At 45.3% G+C, this 25,193-nt stretch carries 30 protein-coding genes, 1 pseudogene and 2 riboswitches; of the genes and pseudogenes, 21 read left to right on the top strand and 10 right to left on the bottom strand.

Annotation, left to right across the window (positions count from 1 at the left end; all coding sequences use genetic code 11):
- Window positions 1–34: 34 nt before the first annotated feature.
- From HPY27_RS00400 to HPY27_RS00390, 3 genes are all read right to left on the bottom strand, one after another.
- A complete protein-coding gene (locus HPY27_RS00400) occupies window positions 35–583 on the bottom strand; it encodes a GNAT family N-acetyltransferase (protein WP_174224124.1) in 549 nt (182 codons plus the stop codon).
- Between the two features lie 76 nt (window positions 584–659).
- Complete coding sequence (locus HPY27_RS00395; protein ID WP_017249026.1) at window positions 660–1,151, bottom strand: GNAT family N-acetyltransferase; 492 nt, start codon at window positions 1,149–1,151, stop codon at window positions 660–662.
- Between the two features lie 173 nt (window positions 1,152–1,324).
- Window positions 1,325–1,999 carry an O-methyltransferase gene (locus HPY27_RS00390; RefSeq protein WP_174224122.1) on the bottom strand — a complete coding sequence of 225 codons (675 nt, stop codon included), beginning with the start codon at window positions 1,997–1,999 and terminating at the stop codon, window positions 1,325–1,327.
- Window positions 2,000–2,612: 613 nt separating this feature from the next.
- On the opposite strand from HPY27_RS00390, the gene HPY27_RS00385 reads away from it, so the two are divergent.
- Entirely contained in the window at window positions 2,613–3,059 is a 447-nt protein-coding gene (locus HPY27_RS00385; RefSeq protein WP_017249023.1) for a YhcN/YlaJ family sporulation lipoprotein, read from the top strand.
- Window positions 3,060–3,195: 136 nt separating this feature from the next.
- Here HPY27_RS00385 and HPY27_RS00380 read toward each other — a convergent pair whose 3' ends face one another.
- Window positions 3,196–3,432, bottom strand: coding sequence for a hypothetical protein (locus HPY27_RS00380; RefSeq protein ID WP_017249022.1), 237 nt, complete (start codon window positions 3,430–3,432; stop codon window positions 3,196–3,198).
- A gap of 178 nt (window positions 3,433–3,610) precedes the next feature.
- Between HPY27_RS00380 and HPY27_RS00375 the strand changes: the two genes are divergently transcribed.
- On the top strand, window positions 3,611–4,585 hold the full coding sequence (locus HPY27_RS00375) for a bile acid:sodium symporter family protein (protein WP_174224120.1): 975 nt from the start codon (window positions 3,611–3,613) through the stop codon (window positions 4,583–4,585).
- Window positions 4,586–4,815: 230 nt separating this feature from the next.
- Window positions 4,816–5,067 (top strand): YolD-like family protein, encoded by a 252-nt coding sequence (locus tag HPY27_RS00370; protein WP_017249020.1) that lies wholly within the window; start codon window positions 4,816–4,818, stop codon window positions 5,065–5,067.
- Window positions 5,068–5,282: 215 nt separating this feature from the next.
- Here HPY27_RS00370 and HPY27_RS00365 read toward each other — a convergent pair whose 3' ends face one another.
- Window positions 5,283–5,516 carry a hypothetical protein gene (locus HPY27_RS00365; protein WP_017249019.1) on the bottom strand — a complete coding sequence of 78 codons (234 nt, stop codon included), beginning with the start codon at window positions 5,514–5,516 and terminating at the stop codon, window positions 5,283–5,285.
- Between the two features lie 176 nt (window positions 5,517–5,692).
- On the opposite strand from HPY27_RS00365, the gene HPY27_RS00360 reads away from it, so the two are divergent.
- Window positions 5,693–6,253, top strand: a complete 561-nt coding sequence (locus HPY27_RS00360; RefSeq protein ID WP_174224454.1) for a GNAT family N-acetyltransferase — start codon at window positions 5,693–5,695, stop codon at window positions 6,251–6,253.
- The gene (locus HPY27_RS00355; RefSeq protein WP_174224118.1) at window positions 6,250–7,302 is read left to right on the top strand and encodes a P1 family peptidase; all 1,053 of its coding nucleotides are present in this window, start codon (window positions 6,250–6,252) and stop codon (window positions 7,300–7,302) included. The genes HPY27_RS00360 and HPY27_RS00355 overlap by 4 nt, the downstream gene beginning before the upstream one ends.
- Before the next feature lie 62 nt (window positions 7,303–7,364).
- On the opposite strand, the gene HPY27_RS00350 is transcribed toward HPY27_RS00355, so the two are convergent.
- Together HPY27_RS00350 and HPY27_RS00345 are read right to left on the bottom strand one after the other, a co-directional pair.
- Complete coding sequence (locus HPY27_RS00350) at window positions 7,365–7,553, bottom strand: hypothetical protein (protein ID WP_017249016.1); 189 nt, start codon at window positions 7,551–7,553, stop codon at window positions 7,365–7,367.
- A 72-nt stretch (window positions 7,554–7,625) separates the two neighbouring features.
- Window positions 7,626–8,633: a glycerophosphodiester phosphodiesterase family protein gene (locus HPY27_RS00345; protein WP_174224116.1), complete on the bottom strand. Its 1,008-nt coding sequence runs from the start codon at window positions 8,631–8,633 to the stop codon at window positions 7,626–7,628.
- A 165-nt stretch (window positions 8,634–8,798) separates the two neighbouring features.
- On the opposite strand from HPY27_RS00345, the gene HPY27_RS00340 reads away from it, so the two are divergent.
- Window positions 8,799–9,044, top strand: a complete 246-nt coding sequence (locus HPY27_RS00340; RefSeq protein WP_174224114.1) for a hypothetical protein — start codon at window positions 8,799–8,801, stop codon at window positions 9,042–9,044.
- A gap of 19 nt (window positions 9,045–9,063) precedes the next feature.
- Entirely contained in the window at window positions 9,064–9,414 is a 351-nt protein-coding gene (locus tag HPY27_RS00335) for a DUF952 domain-containing protein (RefSeq protein WP_174224112.1), read from the top strand.
- A 3-nt stretch (window positions 9,415–9,417) separates the two neighbouring features.
- Here HPY27_RS00335 and HPY27_RS00330 read toward each other — a convergent pair whose 3' ends face one another.
- Complete coding sequence (locus HPY27_RS00330) at window positions 9,418–9,633, bottom strand: hypothetical protein (RefSeq protein WP_017249012.1); 216 nt, start codon at window positions 9,631–9,633, stop codon at window positions 9,418–9,420.
- A gap of 124 nt (window positions 9,634–9,757) precedes the next feature.
- Between HPY27_RS00330 and tlp the strand changes: the two genes are divergently transcribed.
- The 4 genes from tlp to HPY27_RS00310 all read left to right on the top strand — a co-directional run bounded on the left by tlp (window position 9,758) and on the right by HPY27_RS00310 (window position 12,131).
- Entirely contained in the window at window positions 9,758–9,976 is a 219-nt protein-coding gene (gene tlp, locus HPY27_RS00325; protein ID WP_017249011.1) for a small acid-soluble spore protein Tlp, read from the top strand.
- 139 nt (window positions 9,977–10,115) lie between these two features.
- Window positions 10,116–11,228, top strand: a complete 1,113-nt coding sequence (gene mnmA, locus HPY27_RS00320) for a tRNA 2-thiouridine(34) synthase MnmA (RefSeq protein WP_017249010.1) — start codon at window positions 10,116–10,118, stop codon at window positions 11,226–11,228.
- A gap of 21 nt (window positions 11,229–11,249) precedes the next feature.
- Window positions 11,250–11,579 carry a hypothetical protein gene (locus tag HPY27_RS00315; protein WP_017249009.1) on the top strand — a complete coding sequence of 110 codons (330 nt, stop codon included), beginning with the start codon at window positions 11,250–11,252 and terminating at the stop codon, window positions 11,577–11,579.
- 39 nt (window positions 11,580–11,618) lie between these two features.
- Window positions 11,619–12,131, top strand: coding sequence for an ACT domain-containing protein (locus HPY27_RS00310; protein WP_017249008.1), 513 nt, complete (start codon window positions 11,619–11,621; stop codon window positions 12,129–12,131).
- Between the two features lie 35 nt (window positions 12,132–12,166).
- Here HPY27_RS00310 and HPY27_RS00305 read toward each other — a convergent pair whose 3' ends face one another.
- Window positions 12,167–12,988 (bottom strand): alpha/beta hydrolase, encoded by an 822-nt coding sequence (locus tag HPY27_RS00305; protein ID WP_174224110.1) that lies wholly within the window; start codon window positions 12,986–12,988, stop codon window positions 12,167–12,169.
- 170 nt (window positions 12,989–13,158) lie between these two features.
- A riboswitch (cobalamin riboswitch) is annotated at window positions 13,159–13,358 on the top strand.
- A 163-nt stretch (window positions 13,359–13,521) separates the two neighbouring features.
- On the opposite strand from HPY27_RS00305, the gene nrdI reads away from it, so the two are divergent.
- From nrdI to HPY27_RS00280, 5 genes are all read left to right on the top strand, one after another.
- On the top strand, window positions 13,522–13,881 hold the full coding sequence (gene nrdI, locus HPY27_RS00300) for a class Ib ribonucleoside-diphosphate reductase assembly flavoprotein NrdI (RefSeq protein WP_015891428.1): 360 nt from the start codon (window positions 13,522–13,524) through the stop codon (window positions 13,879–13,881).
- A complete protein-coding gene (gene nrdE / locus HPY27_RS00295) occupies window positions 13,868–15,952 on the top strand; it encodes a class 1b ribonucleoside-diphosphate reductase subunit alpha (RefSeq protein ID WP_017249006.1) in 2,085 nt (694 codons plus the stop codon). The genes nrdI and nrdE overlap by 14 nt, the downstream gene beginning before the upstream one ends.
- Window positions 15,953–16,007: 55 nt before the next feature.
- Complete coding sequence (gene nrdF, locus HPY27_RS00290; protein ID WP_017249005.1) at window positions 16,008–16,958, top strand: class 1b ribonucleoside-diphosphate reductase subunit beta; 951 nt, start codon at window positions 16,008–16,010, stop codon at window positions 16,956–16,958.
- 87 nt (window positions 16,959–17,045) lie between these two features.
- A riboswitch (cobalamin riboswitch) is annotated at window positions 17,046–17,244 on the top strand.
- Window positions 17,245–17,389: 145 nt separating this feature from the next.
- Entirely contained in the window at window positions 17,390–19,672 is a 2,283-nt protein-coding gene (metE, locus tag HPY27_RS00285) for a 5-methyltetrahydropteroyltriglutamate--homocysteine S-methyltransferase (RefSeq protein ID WP_173623547.1), read from the top strand.
- Between the two features lie 14 nt (window positions 19,673–19,686).
- Entirely contained in the window at window positions 19,687–20,181 is a 495-nt protein-coding gene (locus HPY27_RS00280; RefSeq protein WP_017249004.1) for an acyl-CoA thioesterase, read from the top strand.
- 144 nt (window positions 20,182–20,325) lie between these two features.
- Here the strand turns inward: HPY27_RS00280 and HPY27_RS00275 are convergent, their stop codons facing one another.
- Window positions 20,326–20,778 carry an SgcJ/EcaC family oxidoreductase gene (locus HPY27_RS00275; RefSeq protein ID WP_174224108.1) on the bottom strand — a complete coding sequence of 151 codons (453 nt, stop codon included), beginning with the start codon at window positions 20,776–20,778 and terminating at the stop codon, window positions 20,326–20,328.
- A 165-nt stretch (window positions 20,779–20,943) separates the two neighbouring features.
- On the opposite strand from HPY27_RS00275, the gene HPY27_RS00270 reads away from it, so the two are divergent.
- The 5 genes and pseudogenes from HPY27_RS00270 to HPY27_RS30485 form a co-directional block, all read left to right on the top strand.
- Entirely contained in the window at window positions 20,944–21,921 is a 978-nt protein-coding gene (locus tag HPY27_RS00270) for a hypothetical protein (RefSeq protein ID WP_174224106.1), read from the top strand.
- A 13-nt stretch (window positions 21,922–21,934) separates the two neighbouring features.
- On the top strand, window positions 21,935–22,501 hold the full coding sequence (locus HPY27_RS00265) for a 4Fe-4S single cluster domain-containing protein (protein ID WP_158527469.1): 567 nt from the start codon (window positions 21,935–21,937) through the stop codon (window positions 22,499–22,501).
- A gap of 17 nt (window positions 22,502–22,518) precedes the next feature.
- A complete protein-coding gene (locus HPY27_RS00260) occupies window positions 22,519–24,129 on the top strand; it encodes an AAA family ATPase (protein ID WP_174224104.1) in 1,611 nt (536 codons plus the stop codon).
- A 12-nt stretch (window positions 24,130–24,141) separates the two neighbouring features.
- On the top strand, window positions 24,142–24,765 hold the full coding sequence (locus HPY27_RS30490) for a DUF2997 domain-containing protein (protein ID WP_174224102.1): 624 nt from the start codon (window positions 24,142–24,144) through the stop codon (window positions 24,763–24,765).
- 252 nt (window positions 24,766–25,017) lie between these two features.
- Window positions 25,018–25,188: pseudogene (locus tag HPY27_RS30485) on the top strand (hypothetical protein); the annotation flags it as partial.
- Between the last annotated feature and the right edge of the window lie 5 nt (window positions 25,189–25,193).

The raw sequence follows: 25,193 nt of genomic DNA, 5'->3' as shown, positions 1-25,193 counted from the left end.
GCCATACAGCAGGCCCCTTTGTATGCTCTCTTGTTTATTTCGTCAAAACATATAACCATTCACCGTTGCAGTCCTCGTCGTCCCCAGTTAGGCCATCTAAGACGCGTTCAAAAGAGAAGCCGAGTTTCTCAATGATGTGTAGCGATGCTTTATTGTCTGGGTGTGCTTTTGCGTACAATCGTTCCAATCCGATTACATCAAATGCGTACGTAGTAAGAGCGGAGGCAGCTTCAAAAGCATAGCCGTTCCCCCAATAATCCCGTCCGATTAAATAATAGAGCTCTTTTTCCGGAGCCAGAAAATCGAGAACGCCAACACCACACCAGCCAATGAACCTGCCAGTAGCCTTTTCGCGTATGGCCACAGAATATTTAAAAGGCTTGTCAAAAGGGGTTTCATAACTGCTTCGTAGCCAGCGAAATAAGCGCTTGTAGTTTTCCAGAGGCATTACGTCCATGGGCAGGTAGGTAAACAACTCCGGGTTTTGCATGAGTTCAAAAGATTCCATCAAATCATCTTCTGCGTAAGGACGGATGATGAGGCGTTCTGTTTCTAAGTGCATGGCAGATATCGATGCTTGCATGTAGGATGTCCCTTTCCATTTAGAAAATGAGCGCTGCATAAAAAAAGGAGAAGCGCTCACGGAAGCGCTTCTGACCTCATGTGTGTTTGATCAAAATGAGTTCTTCCACTTCTTCACTTCGTGCCTCCGAAAATGCCCGATCGACACCAATAGGCTGAAAACCGTTTTTTTCTAACACACGTATGGATGCAATGTTGTCATGAGCGACACGCGCATATACAGGACGTGTTCGGAGTTCCTCTAAAAAGAGGGTAAGTGCATTTGTCGCGATTCCTTTACCCCAAAAGCTTTTGTCAATCCAGTATCCAATCGTAGGCAAGCCAAACAGTTCAAAGCACAAAACATGACCGACAATCTGCCCATTCAAGACAATGGCTTTTTTCACAATCGAATCATTGTTCAAAATCCTTGTCCAATGAGCGGTGAATCCGTCTCTATCTTCAGGGTCCTTGACAGTAAAGGCCGCCATCTCATGAGCAGATTTGTCCAATTGCTGCCTGTAAAATATAGGGAGATCTGCTTCTGTTACTTCACGTAAAGCAAGGGACTGATCACGCAATGGCTCCAAGGAAAAGCACCTCCAAAAAACATCAGCTATTCTCTCTTCACCAACACTTTGATAATCAACGAAAGTACCGTGAGAACCAAAATGACATTAGCGATGAGCATAAAGCTAGGTAAACCAAGCCTAAACAAGATGTACACACTCCTACTCGTTACAACCTTTGAAAGTGAAAAAGACTAGTTCTCTCCGGTGATAAGCATGATCGCAAAGCCATCATAGCCCTTGCTGCCAACTGTCTGTACAACGGTTCCACTGACACGTTGCTCTTCCGCTACCAAATCGGTGAATTGACGTACACCGACAATATTAGGATCCGTGCTTGTTTCGTCCAAGACTTGACCACTTCGTACAACATTATCCGTGATAATCACAGTACCTTTGCGAGAGAGCTTCAATGCCCATTGGAAATAGTCGGGGTTTCCTTTTTTATCTGCATCTATAAAAATCATATCAAAAGGACCCTGATTTTCTTTGTGAAGTTGGATGAGGGAATCAAGGGCAAGTCCGACTTTCACTTCTACGATTTGATCGAGTCCTGCGCGTGCAATATTCGATTGTGCAACTTCTGCATGCTTCGGATCATATTCGAGAGTAATGAGACGCCCGTCAGCAGGGAGTGCCCGGGCTAGCCAGATGGTACTGTATCCACCAAGAGTGCCAATTTCCAAGATCGAACGAGCGCCTTGGATCCGTGCTAACAGATGAAGGAATTTACCCTGATTGGGTGCTACATCAATAGCTGGAAGGCCTGCAGCTGCGTTCTCTTGAAGAACTGTGTCTAGAACGGGATCGGTTTCCAGTAATTTATCCGTAAAATAGTGATCAACCGCTGTCCATTGCTCTCTATTCATGATCTCAACTCCTCAAGATTTTACAGGGATATCATAACACGATTAGAAACTTCTGGCTGGCTTTTTTGTAGCAAATCACACATTTCAGCGAAGGGTTTCTATAGTAGATCAAGCTTTATAGGAAAGATTTTCACCTGTTACCATTATTTTCGCATAGCGTGAACGATGAGTTTTCAAGATAATAGAAAAGTAATCCAAGCTAGCTAGTATAATCCAACCTTGGGGATTCTATTCAACGCGTTCGACTAAATGATGCAGTCAAAGTCGGCGCAATTTTTTTGTTCCACCGATAGGTAAATGTACCTATTATTGTTCGTTGTCAATTGAAGCGAAGTCCTATATGCTTATATCATTCACGTATGACATATGCGTACTACCCCGTACGCCCCAACCACTTTTTGTTGGTTGGGATTTTTTTTGTTCCATGTTATATCCAGCTATCTCCTATCGCGTTTCGATGCGATTTTTTATATCCTTATACATAGGACTTGCAATGTTCTTGGGGTCCGCGGTGACTCAAATTATGCAGAGGAGTCACCGCTTTTTTTTTTACATACTTCCTCCGTTCCAGGTCAAGCTAGTAACAGGTGATTTTGGTCAGGAGGTGTTTTGTGTGCGGGCAACTTTCGTGGTGCTGACGCTGGCTTTTGCTTTGATTGTAACGGGGTGTACGAAGCAATCTGGTACAGAAACGAAGCAAAAAACGGAGTCGTTGTGCATGCCTGTTCCCGTTAGACATTATCAATGGGAAGAGCGCGCGAGATCGATTACAGCGAGCGTGAAGGGCATAGACAAAATAGTGGCTGTGCAAATCGACAAAGAGCTCGACGTAGCTATTCAAGTAACGAATTTTAATCGGTTCAAGCTGGAATCGATTCAAAAAGAAGTCGGAAAGAAATTAAAAGAGGCTTTTCCAGATGCCAATATTCATGTGACAGCTGACAAGCGATTGATAAAAGATTTGCAAAGGCTAAGTGACGAACCGTGGCCAACCGATGTAAAAGCAGCATGCCAGAAGAAGAAATCCTTAAAAGAAATAGAAAAGAAAATGAAGGGCTAGCCTATTTCAAAAACCTCACACACTATATGGGTAGAGTGAGGTTCTTGCAGTCTGTTTTGACAGAATGATCAAGGTGAAATGAATATTCTGTGATTATCTAACGAAGAAGAACTCCCTAACTGGGAGTCTATATCGGCTAGCGGTGATCATGATCGTAATGATGCGCGCGCTCTCGATCTCGATGGAAGTCGATGCCGCGTAATTCACCCTTGGCTTTTTCCACAAGTACTTGATAATCTCTTACCACTTCCGTCAAGGTCGTAACGGATTCCTTATAGTCGGGATCATTACAGATTCCATCTATCGCTCGATGGAGGTGATACATCTTATCTTCGGTTTTTCGGATAAATTCTACCCAATCCATTCCGTTCATAAAATACCTCCTTTCCGTCATAGGCTTTACTCCCAGGTGCGAAAGTATGCAAGGTGAAATTGCGAATATATGACTTGTATGTAATCTACTAATGAACTTTGGTCTTGTAACAATAATCTGTTCATGATAACATACCTCACATCAATAGCATCAAAGGACGAGACTTGAGGTGTATCAGATGAACGGGTTAGCCAAACTGAATCGATCGCTAGAGAAAATCATGCCCATACTCACGCCGAGTAGTGTTGTCATTGGCGTAATAGCAGGGACACATTTGCAACCGTTTGCTTTTTTGTCTCCTTGGGTATTTGCCTTCATGACATTTGCCGGCAGTCTGGGTTCAGGATTTAAAGAATTTGCAAAGGTACTGACCAGACCACTGCCTTTAATCGTCAACTTATTCATTCTTCATGCCCTTATGCCGCTAATTGCTTGGTCAATGGCAAGGTTGTTTTATCCAGATGATATCCATGTCATCACGGGCTTTTTATTGGCTGCTTTAATTCCAACGGGGATCACGAGCTTTTTGTGGTCATCGATTTATTTCGGGAACATCGCACTAACGCTATCCATTATTTTGTTGGATACGATGCTCTCCCCATTGATTGTTCCGTTGGGAATGTCCTTGTTTTTAGGGGCAACAGTTGAGATGGATTTGGCTGAATTGATGAAGGGTTTATTTTATATGATCGTGTTGCCATCGCTTGTCGGTATGCTGCTCAACCATTTATCAAAAGGGAACGTCAAAAAAACGCTGGCACCAAAATTAGCGCCATTTTCTAAGATGGGAATGGGTGTTGTCGTCGCGATCAACAGCTCGATGGTCTCGTCTTACTTTCATATGATGGACGCAAAACTGGTGGGGATGGCGGTCCTTGTGTTGTTTGTAGCTATTTTGGGTTATTTGATGGGGTGGGGGATCGCAAGGCTGTTCGGATGGGAGCGGGATGTGATCGTCACGTTAACCTTCAACAGTGGAATGCGAAACATTAGTGCTGGGGCAGTTATGGCGATCACGTACTTTCCTGCGCCTGTTGCACTTCCCGTTGTTCTCGGTATGCTTTTTCAGCAAATACTCGCTTCTACCTTCGGAAAATTTTTGGAGCTGGTCGAGAAAAGACCGCAGCATCAAACACAGGAATTATCAAGTTAAAAGTAAGAGCCGTTTTCCAATTAATTTTTGGAAAACGGCTTTTTTCTTATGGTCCTCAAGACTCGGCAGAACAAATGGGAAGACTTTTCGAGAGGAACCTCTCATAAGGCAAGTACCTACCGTTTTCTCTCCCCGTTCATGAGGAATTGAAAAAAAGGTTGCGAACTTGTGTTCGTAATCACTATAATGGAAATACAATTTCTCACACAGGATGAGGCGGGTGGAAACGCGTGGCTAACGGCGATCTTGAAGTAACGGACAAAGAAAGAGAGGCATTTATGTACATGCTACGAGATTCGGGAAGAGAAAATTATCCATTGAATGTGAGCTGGTGTGTGTCCTTTGAGGGGGAGCGGGGGAATACGTGCAGCATGTGGGGTGTGGTCAAATGGGTAGACCCGAAGGCAAGGCGTGTTCAATTAGCAAACCAAACGATTAGTCAATGGATCGAGATGGAGAAAATTATCAATGTCCATGCATAGCTGTGCGAGTGGAAACCTTACATGAAATTCAACTCATGCAGGGTTTCTTTCTTTTCTGCACAAAAATCCAAGTCTATATGTAATGAAACCTAACACAAAAACACAGAAAATTCGAAAGTTTGGTTGACATTCGTTCTTTTCATGTTAGAATATATTACATAGCATGCATTCTCTCCACTTCCTATTTGACCCAATCATGGGGTCCTTTTTTTTGCCTATGTTTCATTCTTCGGATATGGCTTCCCATCGGCTTGAAATAACTTGCTCACCATTCCATAAAGACGACCTGACATGTTAGGAAAAACGAAGGAGTATTCATTCGCTCCTTGATTTAGCAAGACGATCGGTGCTTCCACGATGTAGGGGACTTTCATTAGATCAAGCATCTTTTTATATTCCTCTACCTTGGAATGGTCGACCGTATAATAAAATGATTTGGAAAAATTCATGCGAGCACGCTCCTTTCCCTTATTGTAGCATATCCACAGTCAGGCGTATAAATGAACATAATAAATGTTATGTAAACAATGTAATTTCCTCTTTCTAGTATGAAGAGAGAAGATTCACAAAGATTGCTACCTATGATAGAATAAAAGACCGAAATTTTACCAATAGGAGATAAATGATGATAATCAGCCAACAACTACTTTCTGTGAACGGGTTATCCTACACGATTCGCTCTGCAATAGAAACAGATGCAAAACAGTTGTCGGAATTGCGACTGCAAATCGATAGAGAGACTGAAAATTTGGACAGAGAAAGAGGAGAGGCTTTCATCGATGTGCAAGGATTCGAACACATCATCAATACGGATGCAGAAAGTCCAAGAAACTTGTTTTTAGTTGCGGTTGTACAGGATCGGATTGTCGGGTTTTCCAGATGTGCAGGTGTTTACTTAAACAGATTTGCACACAAAGTAGAGTTTGGTGTATGCGTCTTACAAGAGTTCTGGGGTTATGGCATTGGGAAGAATCTCTTGCAAGAATCAGTTGCCTGGGCAGACGCCAACCACATTACCAAAATGACGTTGAATGTGATGGAAACGAATGAGAAAGCCATTGAGCTGTACAAACGATTTGGTTTTGAAATCGAAGGGGTACTCAGAGGCGACAAAGTTCTTTCCGATGGCAATTTCTACAACACCATTATTATGGGAAGATTCAAAAATGACAGGAGAGTAACATGACGAGAAAACGAGCGAGAGAATGTGGCGTATTGATTGGGACGGGTACCCCAGGTGTGTATAATGCAATTACAGATGTAAAAGGAGTGCGAGTCGGCCACAAAACGATTCACAAGGAAGACGTTTGTTCAGGTGTCACGGTGATAGTTCCCAACGACGGACAATTGGAGGGGCAGCATTTTCCTGCTGGTTTTTTCTCCTTTAATGGTACGGGAGAGTTTACGGGAAGTCACTGGATAGAAGAGACCGGTACGCTTGTGACACCGATCGTATTTACGGGAAGCCATCTGCTAGGGCTGGCACATCATCATCTTGCTCGTGCGACGAGAAAAATCGAGGGGCTTGAACCGTTTTCTAATGGAATCGTTGCGGAGACATGGGATGGTTGGTTAAGTGATCTCGAAAAGACGCAGATTCAGTATGAGGATTTGGAAGAAGCGATTGTAGAGGCGCATACAGGAAATGTCGAGGAAGGCAATGTAGGCGGAGGTACCGGGATGATCTGCTTCGAATTCAAGGGCGGAATCGGAACCTCCTCACGGATCGTCGAGACTGAATGTGGCACTTTTACTGTTGGGGCATTAGTGCAGACGAATTTTGGCAGAAGACAGGATTTGAAAGTGAATGGTATTCCTGTGGGCCAGATGATCTCCGAAAATGAAGTTCCTTTGCCGTGGGTAACACCAGAAAATGATGGTTCTTTCTTAGTCACGATTGCGACAGACGCGCCTCTCTTGCCGACACAATGCAAGCGCATTTCCAAGCGAGCGTCACTCGCGATGGCACAGCTCGGCGCGAATGGCGAGGAGGGTAGCGGTGATTTCTTTCTGACCTTTTCCACAGGAAATTGCTATTCATATGGCGACGAGCAAATGAGCACAATGAAAATGTTTCCGTCCGAACAACTGGATGCACTGTTTGAAGCAGCAATCGAAGCAGTCAAGGAAGCGATCCTGAACTCCATGTTGATGGCGGAAACGATACAAGGCCAGAAAAACAGAACCGTACATGCATTACCACTTGATCGTTTCGTAGAAATCATGTCTCGTTAAATGAAAAAACTCCGCTAGCGCTTAGCGGAGTTTTGTTGTCAGCTCATTTGTTAAACAATTGTTTAACTACTGAAGAAGCTACGGCTGGAACGCTTTCTTTTATAATGAGAGCTGCCGTGATGGGAATGTCCGTACCGATTACTACTAGAGCTGTATTTTCTGCGATGTTTGTAATCGCTGCTGCTGTATTTCCGGTACTTGTGCGAAGATGAGTGATTACCGAGTAAATTTTTCAAAAGCTTCTTGAGCATATCAATCACTCCTAGTTAGGTTGGAAGTCTATTCCGTATAAGTATATACGAATATGTTAGAGAATCGTTTCATTATTTTTCTACGTTTTCGTGAAAGGCTGGACCGATCAGATCAATCCGGTTCGTCCATATGCCCCCTGTAAAGCTTGCGGGCACTCGTTTTAAATCAGTCGGAACATCAAAGCCTTGCGACACATCTCCACTGCCTGCGACTAAGATCACGCGGGTGTCTTTTGCTTCCATTCTTGCCATGAAACGATTCGGCCAACCCCAGAGCCAAGGGGCGATCTGATCAGGAATATGTAGTTGAGTCTGTGAACAGGCATCGGGCACATAGCCGGACCACCCTACTGCCATGTATGGAATGAGGCAGCTTTTTAGTGATGCTTTGGACATGACACGCAGCTCTGGCATTTGTTGTTTCAGTATCTCGATTGGCTTGTCACCGCCATAAACAGAAAGCTGTGCCAATCGTTCAGCGGGCAATGCTGCCAAAACATCCGCCAACGCTTTCCCCTCAAGTGGGTCATTGCTTTTGATATGAATAAGCAGGGAGCGATCAGGGAAAGTTTGTAGCACATCATCGAGAGAGGGCATCATACCAATCCCTTTTCCACGGAAGGGAAAGGTTTTCCCTTCATCCGCTGTGTAATTGTAGCCAATGTCGAACTGTTGTAATTCGGTCAAGGTATAATCTCTCGTCACACCGGTTCCATTTGTCCGACAGTCGAGCGTCCAGTCATGAAACACGGCGAATCGATTGTCTTTGGTCCATTGCACGTCGAGCTCGACGATGTCCGCGCCTGCATCAAAAGCGGCTTTCATGGAAGGAATCGTATTTTCCAGGTACGGGTGTTCCGGTGGATAAATCCGTTCTGCCGTACAAGTTTCATTGGTGATGTTCTCCATATGAAAGGTTTGTGCCATCCCGCGGTGAGCAAGTAAAAAAGGCTCCCCTTCTGGCTCTTTTGCAAGATAAGAGCTGTTACCCAGAAACAGGAATGCGATGATAAGCAGGGGAATCCAGATGCGTTTTCGCTGGAACCATCTCTTTTGTAGTTGATCTCGTTGTTTTGACATGATGGGATACTGCCCCTTCCTTGTAATACTGTGTTCATTGTAGCAAAACGTAAGGGAGGAAGGTACAACCTTTGGGAGTAGTGCTAGGGGCTTGGCATCATTCGAAAAGACTGGCACAATAGACGGAAGATAAGATGTATCCATGCGAAAGCAAGGGGAGGTTCCATGAAAATCGCATTACACCAAATCGCTTATCAGATCGGCATGCACCCAACCGAGATGGCGAAGCTTGTCTACGAGGGTGAAATAACAGGAGACGTACCTGGCCGCAATCCGCAAGCGAAGGATGCTTGGGTGGATTTGCACTCTCTGCGTAACTTCATTCAATGGCGATATGATCAAGGGCAGATGGACCAGATGTTCTATGATAAAGCTATGCGTCACCTGAACAAAGCAATGCCAAAAAAATAATCAAATTTGGAGGAGAAACATGCAAGACTCTATCATTTACTGCATGGTACCAAAAACATATTGGGAAAAGTGGATGGACAAGGATCACTACTTACCGCGCGATTACGAGCAGGAAGGCTTTATTCACGCGACAAAAGGGGACGAGCTGCTTGAAAAGGTAGCAAACCGCGTCTACGCACAGTTTGACGAGGAGTTGTATGTACTCGTTGTCGATGAAACCAAAACGACTTCGGAAGTCAAATACGAGGCAGCGAAGGATGGATTGCTGTATCCGCACATCTATGGACCGCTGAATCAAGATGCAATTGTGGATATGAAGCAATTGAATCGGATAGACGGCCAGTGGCGTCTGGGAACGTCCATCCGCTAATCTCTACCAGTTAAACCATTTGAGTAGCGCAAGCACTTCTTGGCGCTTGGTCTCAGGTAGCTTGTCGAGTCTGCGCAAGAGTAGATCGATTCGCATGCGCTGTTCCACTTCGGATATAGGTACCTTTTGCCCCTTCACCCATTGTCGTTTCAGGCGGACGGGATCTGTATCAGAGATGATCCGAAGCAGCTTTCTTTCCAGCAAATCTAAGGAAGCCATAGGGGAAACCCTCTTTTTCGTTTAATCCGTTTCTTCTATTATATCACGGGTACATAAAGAAACCATGATTGGCGCACAATGGTAAAGGTGTTGCATATAACCCTTTGTAGGAGGCGTATCGATCATGGCGAAGCCGGATGACCGTTCTGACAACGCAGAAAAGCTGCAAAACATGATTTCTAATACGGAAGAGAACATTCGTGAGTCCGAAGCTTACCTAGCGGCTAATGCTGGCGAGATTTCCGAGGAGGAAAGAACAAACCTCGAAGCGAAAAATCAGCGTCGTGAAGAAAGCATCGAGGGATATCGCGCGGAAATCAAGGATGAATCTTCGCAGGCTTAACCTTACTACCAAACGTCTGGCGCCAACTATGCGTCAGGCGTTTTTTCATTCTATTGGGCAAAAGTGTAACAAAACATGATTTGTTTTGCGAAACATGGTAATCTGTAATGGTACAAATTGAATAAGAGGAGAAAGACTTATGAAGCGACCAGAAGATACACGCGTCGTTGTCGGCATGTCCGGCGGAGTCGACTCCTCCGTGACGGCTTACCTGCTTAAGCAACAGGGATATGACGTCATCGGCATCTTCATGAAAAACTGGGATGATACCGATGAATTCGGCCACTGCACGGCGGAAGAAGACTTCCAGGATGTCCGGCGCGTCTGTGAACAGATCGGCATTCCATATTACACGGTAAACTTTGAAAAAGAATACATGGATAAGGTATTCCAGTATTTTTTGGATGAATATAAACGAGGCCGTACACCGAATCCGGATGTCATGTGCAACCGTGAAATCAAGTTCGGCGAGCTTCTTGCCAAGGTCATGGATCTTGGGGCGGATTATATTGCCACCGGCCATTACGCGCAGGTCAAGCACATTGATGGCGAATACAAACTCATTCGTGGCGCTGACAACAACAAGGATCAGACTTACTTCTTGAATGTATTGGGCCAAGAACAGCTTTCCAAAACGATGTTCCCGATTGGTCATCTCCCGAAACCTCAAGTAAGGGAGATCGCAGAGAAAGCAGGACTCTATACAGCGAAAAAGAAGGATAGTACAGGGATCTGTTTTATTGGAGAGCGCAACTTCCGTGAGTTCCTGCAAAACTATTTGCCTGCCAAACCAGGAAATATCGAGACCGTAGAAGGAGCAATCATCGGCACGCACGACGGACTGATGTACTATACATTGGGTCAACGACAAGGCTTAGGAATAGGTGGAGGTCATGGCACGAGCGGACAGCCTTGGTTTGTTGTAGACAAAGATCTGGAGCGTAATGTCCTGATCGTAGGTGAAGGCTCTGATCATATCCGTCTGTACTCGAAGAGCCTCTTGGCAACCAACGTTAGCTGGACGAGTGATAAAAAGCCTTCCGAAACATTTACTTGTACAGCGAAATTCCGTTATCGCCAGCCAGATCAGGGAGTAACTATTCACCTGCTGGAGGACGGAAACGTGGAGGTCATTTTTGACCAGCCGCAAAAAGCAGTAACACCTGGTCAGGCTGTCGTCTTCTACGATGGGGAAGTGTGCTTGGGTGGCGGTACGATTGACAAGGTACGCTTAGTTGATAAAGAGAACTAAGATAGACGGGGGAAGCACTCGGTGGATGCTACGAAAAAATCAAAAGTGATTATCGTTTCGTTTTTGGCGGGAGCGGTTCTCTTGGCGATCATCTCTTATTTTGGGATGGCCTCCATGGGTAAAGAGCATATGGCGACGATCCAAAACGTCATCAAGGAGAACGGCGGGGCTGTAGTTGCGGGTGGAGTGACAGCGGTTCCGAAGGAGGAAAGTCCTTTTACCAATAGCGGAAAAGGCAATACCATCTACCGAATCTACTATACGAAAGATGGACAAACGTTGACGGCTTGGTATCGTGCTGATAACGAATCCTCTATCAAGAAAGAGCCGGAAGCTTGGATTCTGCCGTGAAAACAAGGATAAACCTGACTGGGAGAGTGAAGGCAACACATGACCCAATATGCTGGACTGCGTGAACTAGCTGAACTGATTCAAAGACTCGAGCCAGAGTTAGCGGGTGCACAATTAAGTATTCTTGCTCATGAAAATAAAGAGGAAATTGCAACGCAGTTAGTGGAAGGACTAGGGACGAAGGTTCCTGTCCAACATAGCTCCGGTGAATATGCGAATCATTTGGCGGTGTTGCGGGTAGGAGCGAACAAGTACACCTTGGCGCAAGATTGGAGAGAAGTGTACATCAGTGAAATCAATTACTGTGCGTGTCGCATACCTCCAGGTGCCCATGGATTGTTGGTTCGCCATATCGATTATCCAGGTGTGATTTATGATGTCTCACGAAAACTGGCCGAACATCAAATCAATGTTTCCAAGTTGAATGTATCGCGTGAGCAAAAAGGGAAGAATGCCCTGCTTATCTCTGTGACCGATGAAGAGATTACACCGACGATTGTATCTGCCATCGAAGAGCTGCCCCAAATCACCAAAGTGTTATCTCTGCAGTAAGCGAGCGAATCATGATAAACAAAAACTGCCCGTTATTAGCGGGCAGTTTTTTTCGTAGCGAATTTGAGTCCTTGGCAAATGAAGACGGGCAAGACGGACGAATGATTTTCGTCAGCAAATTCTTTAAAGGAAGCCTTGATTTGACCTTTGCCCATGGAGGACAATCGTTCGATCATCGCCAGAGATTTTTCTTTGACTAAGAATCGCCCATCGTTTTCCAACTCCCCGATGGTGAGGAGTGCATGGACGTCGAGGTCATCTGTCAGCAGGCTCGGTAATTGACTCTCCTTCGCAAGCAGTACGCTCTCATTCCAATGGATCGAAGGACTGCCAGCTATATAACGCTGAAAAGCGTGTGGTCTCGACAAAAGTACATGCAAGACAAACAAGCCACCTAACGAATGTCCAAAAATCGATTGTTGCGTCCGATCGATGGGGAAGTCGTTTTCGATACTCGGCTTGAGGTCCTCCTCTAAAAAGGTGAGGAACTGCTCTGCTCCCCCCATCTGAGGCCAGTCGGCTCCTTGTGGGTTGCCAGGAAGCTCTGTGACGGGAACTTCATACGTGTAATCAAAGAAACGGGCAGGATGGTACGGACCGTCCGTTGGATACCCAATCCCGACGACGATAGCAGGATACACGCCAGTTCGTTCAGGGCCACGTGATTGTATTCGTATCGCTTCGGTCATGGTTGCAAAAACAGAGTTGCCATCTAGCAAATATATGACGGGAAAGCCTGATTCCGGAGGGGGATCGGCAGGTATACTTACAAAAATGTGATAGTCACGCTCTTGATAAGTCATGATTTTACTGTAAGAACGAGGAATGACGACAGGTTGATAGTCGGTGCTTTTCATGAGGGCTACTCTCCAATCTTTCCAACGCTAACCAACGCACACAAAATCTATTATATGAACGAGAACCAGAGATTGGCAATAGCCGAAAAAGGAGAATAGTTAGTTTTCGAAAAGAGCGCATACTGAGCTTGACTCCTACGATATATTGAGGTAAAGTAAGTTTTACCAACTACATATTGATGCGGTGAGGTGTTTACCAGCCAGATTTGGTAGACTTAATAGGGAAGTCGGTGAGAATCCGACGCGGTCCCGCCACTGTAATGAGAGAGTTCCATTTGCGAAAGAATGCCACTGATCTTGAGGGATTGGGAAGGTGAAAATGGAGCGATGATCCTAAAGCCAGGAGACCTGCCTAACCGCTTGCACTGTTTAACCTACGGGAGATAGGGAAGTGTTCGAGCGCGCAATTCGTATTGGCGAATTGCTAGATGGAAGTCATCACGCGCATTCGGCATGTAAACGTCGGATGCGCTTTTACTTTGGCTAAATAACATACATACAGAGTAAAAATAGCAGGGGATAGGATGAGGGACATGCTAATCGCTTATGATTCAAAAACAGGAAACGTCCGAAGATTCGTCAACAAAATTAATTTGCCACATGTGGAAATTGATCAAGATATGGTGCTAGACGAGCCATTCATTTTGATAACATACACGACGGGATTCGGACAAGTGCCGGAGAAGGTGGCGACGTTCCTGAAGCGAAATCATGTCCATCTGCGGGGAGTATCCGCCAGCGGTAACCGCAACTGGGGAACCAGCTTTGCCAAAAGCGCGGATACGATCGCGAGCCAATATGGCGTTCCGGTGATTTCTAAATTTGAACTGTCCGGTACCGGCCGTGACGTGGAACAATTTACGAGTGGGGTGGCAGCAATTGCGGCATATTGAATTGAACAACGAACTGATGCAGCGTGGCAATGACGGATTTTATCAACTGGAAAAGGATCGGGAAGCGGTTGCGGTCTTCATGGAAGAAGTGCAGTCCAATACGATGACTTTTGGCAGTGTCAAAGAGCGCATGGACTATTTGATCGAGAATGACTTCTATGAAAACGTCTATGAAACATACACTGTTGAGCAGGTCGATGAAGTGTACCGTTTGGCCTATGACGCTGATTTTCAATTTGCTTCGTACATGGCTATCTCCAAATTTTATAAAGATTACGCGTTGAAAACGAACGATAAATCGATGTACTTAGAGCAGTATCCAGACCGGGTGGCCGTTGTGGCACTGTCCCTTGGACAAGGTGACTTTGAGCTCGCTAAGCGTTTGACAGTATCCATGATGGATCAACGCTTGCAACCAGCGACACCAACCTTCCTGAATGCAGGCAAAAGCCGCCGTGGAGAAATGGTCTCCTGCTTCTTGCTCGAAATGGATGATTCACTGAACTCTATCAACTTTATTTTGGGAACTTGTATGCAGCTATCCAAAATTGGCGGCGGTGTGGCCGTGAACTTGTCCAAGCTCCGCGGACGAGGAGAGCCGATCAAAGGCGTCGAGGGCGCAGCAAAAGGTGTCATGCCCGTTCTCAAGCTGTTGGAAGATGCGTTTTCCTACGCAGATCAAATGGGGCAACGCAAAGGCTCGGGTGCAGCGTACTACAACATCTTCGGTTGGGATATCAACGAGTTTCTCGATTGCAAAAAGATCAATGCGGATGAAAAAGCACGCATCAAAACGTTGTCCATCGGCCTGATCGTACCAAACGTGTTCTACAAGCTGGCTGAAGAAAATAAGCCATTGACTGTGTTTGCTCCGTACTCCGTGTACAAAGAATACGGTGTGCATCTGGATGATATGGACCTCGATGACATGTACGAGGAGCTCTTGGCAAACGATCGCATCAAGAAAAAGACCGTGATGAGCGCACGCGAGATGTTGACCAAAATCGCGATGATTCAAATGGAATCGGGCTATCCGTACATCATGAACAAAACGAATGCGAACAACAACCATGCACTGAAAGATCTCGGTTCGGTGAAAATGTCCAACCTGTGCACGGAAATCTTCCAGTTGCAGGAGACTTCGACGATCACCAATTACGGCGAGATGGATATCATCCGTCGCGATATTAGCTGCAATTTGGCATCGCTCAATATCGTCAACGTGATGGAACGCAAAATGATCCGTGAATCCGTCCACGAAGGAATCGAAGCCATTACAGCCGTGAGTGACATGACGCGTGTAGAAAACGCTCCAGGCGTTCAAAAGGCAAACAGTGAGCTGCACTCAGTAGGTCTCGGTGCGATGAACCTGAACGGTTATCTGGCAAAGAACCGAATCGCCTACGAGAGTGAAGAAGCGAAGGACTTCGCTCGTACGTTTTTCATGATGATGAACTTCTACTCTTTGGAAAAAAGCATGGAAATTGCCAAGGAAACAGGCAAGACCTTCTTGGGCTTTGAACAATCGGAATATGCAAAAGGCACTTATTTTAACAAGTATTTGACGAACGATTACAGCCCGCGGACGGAAAAAGCAAAGCTTCTCTTTGAAGGAATGCACATTCCGACGTCAGAGGATTGGGCGGAACTACAGCAAAAGGTGCAAAAGCATGGCGTCTACCATGCGTACCGTTTGGCAATTGCACCGACTCAGAGTATTTCCTACATTCAGAATGCGACTTCTAGTGTGATGCCAATCGTTGAGCATATCGAAACGAGAACATATGCTAACTCTACGACGTATTACCCGATGCCGTACTTGTCGCAGGAAAACTATTTTTACTACAAATCGGCGTATGTGATCGATCAATTCAAAGTGATTGATCTGATTGCCGAAATTCAAGAGCACATTGACCAAGGAATTTCGACTGTGCTGCACGTGAACAGCAATATTTCAACCAGAGAACTGGCTCGCTATTACATTTACGCAGCGAAAAAAGGTCTGAAGTCACTCTACTATACGCGTACGAAGCATTTGACTGTAGAAGAGTGCATTAGCTGCGCGATCTAGTGAACGAGCTTCATAAAAGGAAAAGCATCAAGCAAAAAGAGAAGAGGAACGCCATATGAAAGCAGTCAATTGGAACAGGCCGGACGACGATTTTACGATGACGTTTTGGAATCAGAACATCATGCAGTTCTGGACGGATGATGAGATCCCACTGTCAGATGACAAGATGTCCTGGATGGAGCTCAGTGCGACTGAACGGGACACGTATAAAAAAGTATTGGGCGGTCTCACCTTGCTGGATACGGTCCAAGGTGGAGTAGGGATGCCGAAGATCATGGAGCATGTCGATGGACTGCAAAGAAAAGCGGTTCTCGCCTTCATGGGCATGATGGAGCAAATCCATGCCAAATCGTACAGCAGTATTTTTACAACGCTGGCATCGACAGAAGAGATTGACGGTATTTTTTCGTGGGTGGAAAACAATCCGCATCTGCAAAAGAAAGCGGCCCTCATCTCGAAACGCTATCAAGAAATTGAGAAACCGAAAGACTTGTACATGGCGATGGTAGCCTCTGTCTTCCTGGAAAGCTATCTGTTTTACAGCGGCTTCTTCTATCCGCTCTATTTGGCGGGGCAAGGAAAGATGACTAGCAGCGGGGAAATTATCGACCTGATTGTTCGCGACGAGAGCATCCACGGACTCTATGTCGGCGTTCTTGCGCAAGAAGTATATCAAGGTCTGAGTGTGGTCGAGCAGACCGCAGCAAAAGAGGAGCTGTATGCCCTTTTGCATGAGCTGCAAGAAAATGAAGAGGCCTATACGACTTCGTTGTATACGGAAATCGGATTGGCTGACGAGGTTCATGTGTACGTGCGTTACAACGCGAACAAAGCATTGATGAATCTGGGGCTGGACCCGTTATTCCCAGAGGAAGAAGTGAACCCGATCGTACTGAACGGCATTCGCACGCAGACGAAGCAGCATGACTTCTTCTCGAAAAAAGGAAATGGCTATGTCCGTACGCTAAACGTAGAGCCGTTGACCGATGATGATTTTAAATTTTAGTATGACAAAAAATGGATTCTGTGTTACTGTATGAACAGTATGCTGCCCTGCTAATTTATGGGGGGCACTTCACAGAACCATGACAATTTCATAAGAGTGGAAACAGGTTCTTTGGTCATCAAGATGGACCAAGGATGAAAAGGGAAGTCGGTGAGAATCCGACACGGTCCCGCCACTGTATGAGGGGAGTCGGCACATTTTTCAGCCACTGATCCAAACGGATTGGGAAGGCATGTGCAGATGATGATCCCAAAGTCAGGAGACCTGCCTGTTTCGACGACACTGCTTAACCTACGGGAGATAGGGAGGTGTTAGGATGCTGTGATCTCAGTGCTTATTTGGCATTTCTAACGTTCTTTTTGATCGTTGGAGATGCTTTTTTTATTGGGCGGATTCAAGTCAAGATCGAATAAAGAATGGAGTGGAAGCTCATGAAAAGCAGCAATTTGGGATATCCACGGATCGGGAAGAACCGCGAGTGGAAAAAGGCATTGGAAGCATTTTGGGCAGGCACTATCGGTGAGGTGGGCTTGGAGCAGCAAATGGAACAAATCCGTCAACAACATCTACTGAGTCAGCAGGAAAAAGGGGTCGAGCTGATCCCTGTGGGTGACTTTACGTACTACGATCACATGCTGGATATGGCTGTGATGTTTGGAATGGTCCCCAAGCGTTATGAATACGAGGGTGGCCCGGTTTCGTTAGCCACATACTTCGCCATGGCTCGCGGTTCGAAGGAAGCTGTCGCCAGTGAAATGACGAAATGGTTTAACACGAACTACCATTATATCGTCCCGGAGTTCGGTGAACGTCAACCAGTCATTACGGAGAACAAGCCTCTCCAGGCATATTTGGAGGCCAAAGAAAAGTTTGGAATCATCGGAAAGCCTGTCATTGTAGGTCCGTATACGTTTGTCAAATTGTCCAAAGGATATGAGAAAAACGAATTTGAGCCCATCGTGGATCAACTCGTTCCGCTTTACATAGACGTTCTCCGGGAGTTGGAGCTACACGGCGTGGAATGGGTGCAAATCGATGAGCCTGCATTTGTACTGGATGTCTCGGTGCGTGATCGCGCCATCATCAAACGTATCTATACGCAAATCGGTCAAGCACTACCGCATATCCAGTGCATGCTGCAAACTTATTTTGAAGCGGTGGATTGGTATGAGGAGCTAGTTTTCTTACCGGTAAAAGGAATCGGTCTTGATTTTGTACACGGAGCGAAGCGTAATCTGACCAATCTCAAAACACACGGGTTTCCAGCAGACAAGATTCTCGCAGCGGGAATCATCGACGGTCGAAACATATGGCGTGCATCGATTGAGGAGAAGTGGGAACTAGTCAAAGAAATTTCCGAGATTGTTCCACTCGAAAAGCTGTGGTTGCAGCCGTCCAGTAGCTTATTGCACGTACCAGTATCGGTTGAAGCAGAGAAGGACTTGCCTGAGGAAGTCATGCCTGCATTGGCATTTGCGGATGAAAAGTTGGGGGAAGTTCAGCTTTTAGTCCGAGGATTCCGATATGGTAAGTATGTCATCTCAAAAGAGATTGCTCAAAATGAAACGGACTTGCTCAAGCTGGCACTATCCCCAGCGAGGAATCGTCAAGAAGTGAAGAATGAGCTACGCCAAATGGCAGCTGGAAAACCTGAAAGAAGCGTTCCATACCAAGAACGTCGTGAGATTCAACAAAATACGTGGAAGTTGCCACTGCTGCCAACGACCACAATTGGTAGCTTCCCGCAGACGTCAGAGGTTCGCCAAGCCCGACAACAGTTTAAAAAAGGTAACTGGGCAGCGGAGCAATATGATGCTTTCATTCAAGCGCAAATCAAGGAATGGATCGATATACAAGAAGAGCTCGGTCTGGATGTCCTCGTCCATGGGGAGTTCGAACGAACAGATATGGTCGAATATTTTGGAGAAAAGCTCGATGGCTTTTTGTTCACGAAAAATGGCTGGGTGCAGTCGTATGGCTCCCGTTGCGTAAAGCCACCTGTTATTTACGGAGATGTGGAGTTTGTTGCACCAATGACAGTCAAAGAAAGTGTGTATGCAAAATCATTGACGGACAAACCAATGAAGGGTATGTTAACTGGTCCAGCGACCATTTTGAATTGGTCGTTCGCGCGGGTCGATGTCTCCAGACAAGAAGTGTGCGAGCAAATCGCCTTGGCATTGCGAAAAGAAGTAGAAGCCTTGGAAGAGGCGGGTATTCTCATGATCCAAGTCGATGAGCCAGCACTTCGCGAAGGATTGCCGCTCAAAAAAGAAGAGCAAGCAGCTTATCTCGAATGGGCCGTCAGAGCGTTTCGTCTAGCGACCTCTACCGTTGCGCCAAGTACCCAAATTCATACCCATATGTGCTATTGCGAATTCCATGATTTTATGGATGTCATCAGCGAACTCGATGCCGATGTAATTTCGATTGAGACTTCCCGCAGCCACGGAGAGCTCGTGTCTGTGTTCGAAACAGGTACGTATGACAAAGGCATCGGGCTCGGCGTATATGATATCCATAGCCCCCGAATTCCAGCAGTCTCAGAAATGGAAGATATGGTAGCACGGGGTGTACAAGTACTTCCACCCGATCAATTTTGGATTAACCCGGATTGCGGGCTGAAGACAAGAGGGAGAGAAGAAACCGTTCAGTCATTACGAAACATGGTTGCGGCAACGAAGGCGATTCGGAATCGTTTGACATCCCAGTAGGGAAGGTGCACACGATGAGAGGAGCCACACAAATGATGACGGAAGCACGACCGATCCAACAATCGAGAACCTTTTTGACTGATCTCGTCTTGCCACCGGATACCAATCACCACCATACCATTTTCGGCGGGAAAGTCATGGCATATGTAGACAAGATCGCCTGCATCGCAGCCATGCGACATTGCCGTAAACCTGTTGTCACTGCGTCCAGTGATTCCTTCGATTTTCTCGCACCAATCAAAACAGGGGAAGCGATCAACCTGGAGGCCTATGTCACCTGGACCCATAAGACATCGATGGAGGTATTCGTGAGAGTGGAAGCGGAGAACTTGTTGACGGGGGAAAAGCGCATGACAGCACGCGCGTATCTGACGATGATTGCCCTCGACGATCAAGGAAAGCCGACGATCGTACCTGGTGTCATTCCTGATACAGAAGAAGAGCGCATACAGTATGAAAAAGCAAAGGAACGCCATGGATTGAGAAGAAAGCGTAAGGTAGAGATGTAAAGAAGACGATGCCTCCATTGACCTTGTATGCAACAGGTTACTGGAGGCATCTTTATTCGCATTCATACACCATTTTCAAATATTCAAAATGACTTCCATTTCGTAAAACGCATACTGCATGATGCATGATGCGTAAGTCCCTCCTTAGAGCAACCCTTGCCGCAGCTCTTCTGTAAACTGCTCGACTAGGTCGGGTCTACCGTGAAACTGAGCAGGGGTATTTTGAAAGAGTGTGACTTCCCATTTGTCTCCTTGCTTTGCCGCTACGAGCGTCTGATGCGTATTCAATGCGGGGTCCAACTCGCTTTTTCCTGGTGGAATCATGCCTGCTATTGCTCGGACGATACCAACTTCTTCGCTCAACAACCGTACCGACCGGATTTTATAGACAAAGGGAGGTGTTTGATGATGGGAGAAAATTTCGTCGAGATGACTGAAAATCTCGTCACGCCCAATGATCTGACTGCCATCAAAGCCAATCAATTCACCTTCTGTCGCAAAAGGAGTGGACATACCAGTAGCACTGCGATCATTCCAGCCTGTGATGAGTTGCTCATAAAGGGTGCGTATCGCATTTGCGCTTGTTGTTTTTTGCATGATTGTTTCCTCCTGCTTTTCCAATTGGAAGATAGCTTATCATAAATGATCTTTTGCATGCAAAAAAGCCGCTGTCTTACTCAGCGTGCCGATTAATAGCAAGAACATTTTGTGTTATATGGGAAAAAAGTAATATAATAGCATAATGATAGAGGGGGGACCTATATGGATACACAAGATGAGAGTGTCAAAGAAATTAACGCCAAAATCAAGACGTTATGGAAAAGTGTCATTATTTTTGGCCTTTTTACTATTGTAGGCATTTTTGCTGGAAATGTCATTCTTATTCTTATTGGTTTGTTATTTGTAATTGGTGGCATTTGGGGGATTGGGAAATTTAAGAAAATGCTACAAAATCAATTAACGGATTATCAACCTGGAAAAGGATTTTCGTTTTTCCGTAAGACTGGGGAGCAAAAGATTAAGCAGATTACATATAGCCAGTATGGGCTAGCGGGACTTATTCTTGTTTGCGTTCTACTAAAGTTATCGACTTTTTATGCGATTTCTTTCGGAGTCATTGGTATTTTAGTACTTCAGTACACTTTTAAAAGACGAATTTCGCTCCATACGAAAATTGATGATGCTTCCTTATTTGAATTAGAGGAAATTGGAATTATTACTTCAAAAGATATTGTCAACGCTTTGTATAAGGATTTTGAAAGTTGGACGAATGTACAGCCGGGAAACAAAGTCTTTCTCGTCAAGCAGGATGCACTTGTTTGTATCGTGATGAATGAGAACTTGAAAGCAGTACGAAGGGAATGGCAGCTTCGTGATATCAAAAAGCTGGGTCTATTAGGTAGTGGGAATGATGGGCAAGGATTGCTCCTATTTCTTGGAATCTCCCAAGATGAAGTCATACGCTTAAAAATGGAAGGGAGTAGCTTTCAAGATTCACCGGAACAATTCATGACCTACTTTTTACAAGCACTGGATAAAGCACACTTGTCGACGCAAGTGGACATTGTCAAGAATACTCGAGATGGCAGGTACTTACAAACATCGGAGAATCATAACATGTCCACCTCGCCTTCTCATACCACAAACAATCGAAAATTGGATATCGAGGTAACTGACGAAACTGCATCGACTAAAATGGAGAGATCGAGTGGGAATAGCGGGCGTATCTTGGATTTGTAGGAGGAAATCGAGCTTGTCATCGACATTGCGAATACATGAAATATGTACGCACAGCAGAGTAAATGGACCCGGCGTGAGAGCGGTCGTCTGGGTGCAGGGTTGCTCCATAGGTTGCAAAGGGTGCTTTAATCCAGAGACGCATCCTGATCGTCAAGGAGGCACATTGCGCGACCCGCAAAATCTGGGAACAGAACTTGGACACTTGAAGATTGATGGTATCACTGTTTCAGGTGGGGAACCACTTGATCAAGCGGAACAACTGGTGGATATGGTTGAAGCATTTCGAAAAATTCATACCGGCACAGCACTTCTTTACTCAGGCTATACGGTAGAGAGTATATTAAAAAGCAATGCCAAAAGAAAAGCACTCCTCCAATTTGATGCGGCATTAGTCGGACCTTATCTTCATCAATCAGATGAGATTTGGCATGGGAAGAAGCTGCTTTTGCTCACAGGTCGTATATCTTCTGACGAGTTAAAGCCACAGAGAAGAGTGGAACTCGTAACAAATACAGAATCCATTCATGTAACTGGATTTCCTACTGAACGTATGAAAAACAAGATACAAATTTTGCTGTAAGATGGAGGCCCAAGAATATGCTACAGGATTTCATCGAAGAAGTAGGTTATTTAATACGCGCACGATATAGTATTCTCTATATTTTTACACAAGAAGAGGAGCGGGCGCTGGAGGTTTTTCAAAGCATTGGCACGCAACTAAATAAACGTATTATCGTTTGGACCGCGACAAAGGGTTTGATTTTGGACGGTGACGAGCTAGATTCTAAGAGTACAGATTTTCGAGTAGCATTGGAGATGGCAGAAGATTTAGCGAAAGAACCGACGCTTTTTGTTTGGTGTGATCTGCATCCGTTTATTCGAGGCTCCAGTTCGCCTATTTACATCCGGAAGTTTCGGGAATTTGCACAAAAAATAAGAATGGGCTCCCCCTCCAATTCGGTTATTATTTCTCCGAGTATAGAAATACCCATTGAGCTACAAAAGGAGATTACGATCTTGGATTTACCACTTCCTGAATTGGAGGAGGTAAAACAGATTATCGTAAACTTCACGGATGCTTACAAGGGACGACCTGGGGTTATGATTGACCAATCTCCTGAAGTGATAGAAGCTTTAGCTCGTGCAGCTGTAGGTCTCACTCGTAGTGAAATAGAAAATTGTTTAGCAAAGGCATTAGTAAAAAATAAAGGCATCTCTGATTCCGATGTTTCTACGATTTTAGAGGAAAAGAAACAAATTATTCGAAAATCAGGTATTTTAGAATATATTTCCACAGAGTCTCTTAGCCTTGATCAAATTGGCGGATTAGATAACCTGAAGCGCTGGTTATTAAAACGTAAGGCTTCGTATTCAACAGAAGCGAGAGAATTCGGTATCCAGTGGCCAAAGGGCGTATTGCTGGTGGGAGTTCCTGGGTGTGGGAAAAGCTTGTGTGCAAAAAGTGTAGCTGCTGCTTGGCAAATGCCTCTTCTACGCCTGGATTTAGGACGAGTATTTGCGGGCATCGTAGGTTCATCGGAGGCAAACATTCGCTCTGCTCTTGCAATGTGCGAGGCCGTCTCTCCATCCATCGTCTGGATAGATGAGATTGAAAAGGCTCTTTCTGGTATAGGAAGTGGAATGTCAGATGGAGGAGTTGCTACGAGAATTTTTGGAACATTGCTGACATGGATGCAGGAGAAGAAAAGTCCAGTGTTTGTGTTTGCTACAGCGAACAAAATCGAGCAGCTCCCGGCAGAGCTTCTGCGTAAAGGCAGGTTTGATGAAATCTTTTTTGTGGATTTGCCTACTCCAGAGGAGCGTACAGAAATTATTAAAATTCATCTGGATCGTCTAAAGCGACACAATACAGTGTTTGATATACCCAAACTTGTAGAAGCATCAGGGGAAGGGTACTGGGGCGAAGGAATTCGCTTGACTGGTGCAGAGATAGAATATTCCATACACGAGGGACTGATGGATGCTTTCTCCAAACGAGTTTCAGAAGGGGACCATGAACGAGACATCGTGACTGATGATATCTTACAAGCCATGAGGCGGACAGTTCCTTTGGCTAAATCAAGGCGTTTGGAAGTGGAACAGCTTCGTACTTGGGCGAAGGAATATGCTGTTCGCGCAAGCCTGATAAACGAGGCATTACCAGGTTTTACTCGAGAGGAAGCAGTAGGTCGAAACATTGACTTTTAGGAGGTGCCCAAAGTGAGTCACTGCACTTCATTTACGATGACTTTTCAGGACAAACGTACTCTTTTTCGGGCAATGCGTAGCCGAGGATTCCAACCAGAAAATCGGGTTTGGGTCGACTATCAGTCCCAATTTAAAAAACGACTAAATATCGGAGGCACCATCATTGGCAAACTCCTGACGGGTATGAAGGATGGGATTCATGTCTTCTTCGTGGAAAGTGAAGAGGGGATGATACCACATTTTGAATCAGATATTCTCTCACCGGAGGAATTGGAGAAACAAGCCCAAGTGCTTCTTACGAGTATCCGAGAGGGTTACTTGCACTATTCTGTTGAAGCGGTAACAGAATGGATTACGAATGCAGGAGGTACTGTTAGTGTCAGTGAAGAAAAATCAGGTGCAATCACATCGTTTGTGTTAACAATTGGCCAGAGTGAAAAGAAAGTTAGCATCTCAATGGATAGCCAAGGAAAAATGGAAGAGAAGGTTGAGGGTGTCCTCGGTCGTTCATGTGTAGAATTGACTGAGCTTATGGAACAAAAACTTTGTGGCCAGAACCAAGTAGAACGGATATGGACACACGAATACGATACGACGGTTGAAGATCAGCAGATCCAAATCTTAAGACTATCATAAGTGGAATAAGAGCAAGTTGAGTCGGGGACTTCCTTTAGGGAGTCCTTTTTTCATTGAGTTTGGTTTAAAGCTCCTGGAACCTATAAGATCAGACACGACGGACATGAATGGTTTAAGGAGTATAAGAATATCGAATGATGTCCACCTTGGGAGATTGCGTTTGTTATTGTAGAGGAGGAGCTAGAACCTCAAGGATGTGAAGGATTTACTTTCGAAGTGGAAGTAGATGTCTGAACCCCAAGTAGTCCAGATTCGCACGGAGTATATGACGGAGTAGTTGAGATATTTAGCGGCACATCTTATGTCAGGAAGGATGAGAACTCAAACTTCTTTCCAAAGCACTGGTCAACAGATGATGTAATGACTGCTATTTCCCTCCATAAAGAAAAATGGAACGGAAATGATACAAAAATGGGAAGGTAGGCATT

Source organism: Brevibacillus sp. HB1.1 (assembly GCF_013332445.1).
Taxonomy (GTDB): Bacteria; Bacillota; Bacilli; order Brevibacillales; family Brevibacillaceae; genus Brevibacillus; species Brevibacillus porteri.
The sequence above is the reverse complement of the archived record's forward strand: the minus strand, read 5'-3'. Positions and strand labels throughout refer to the sequence as shown.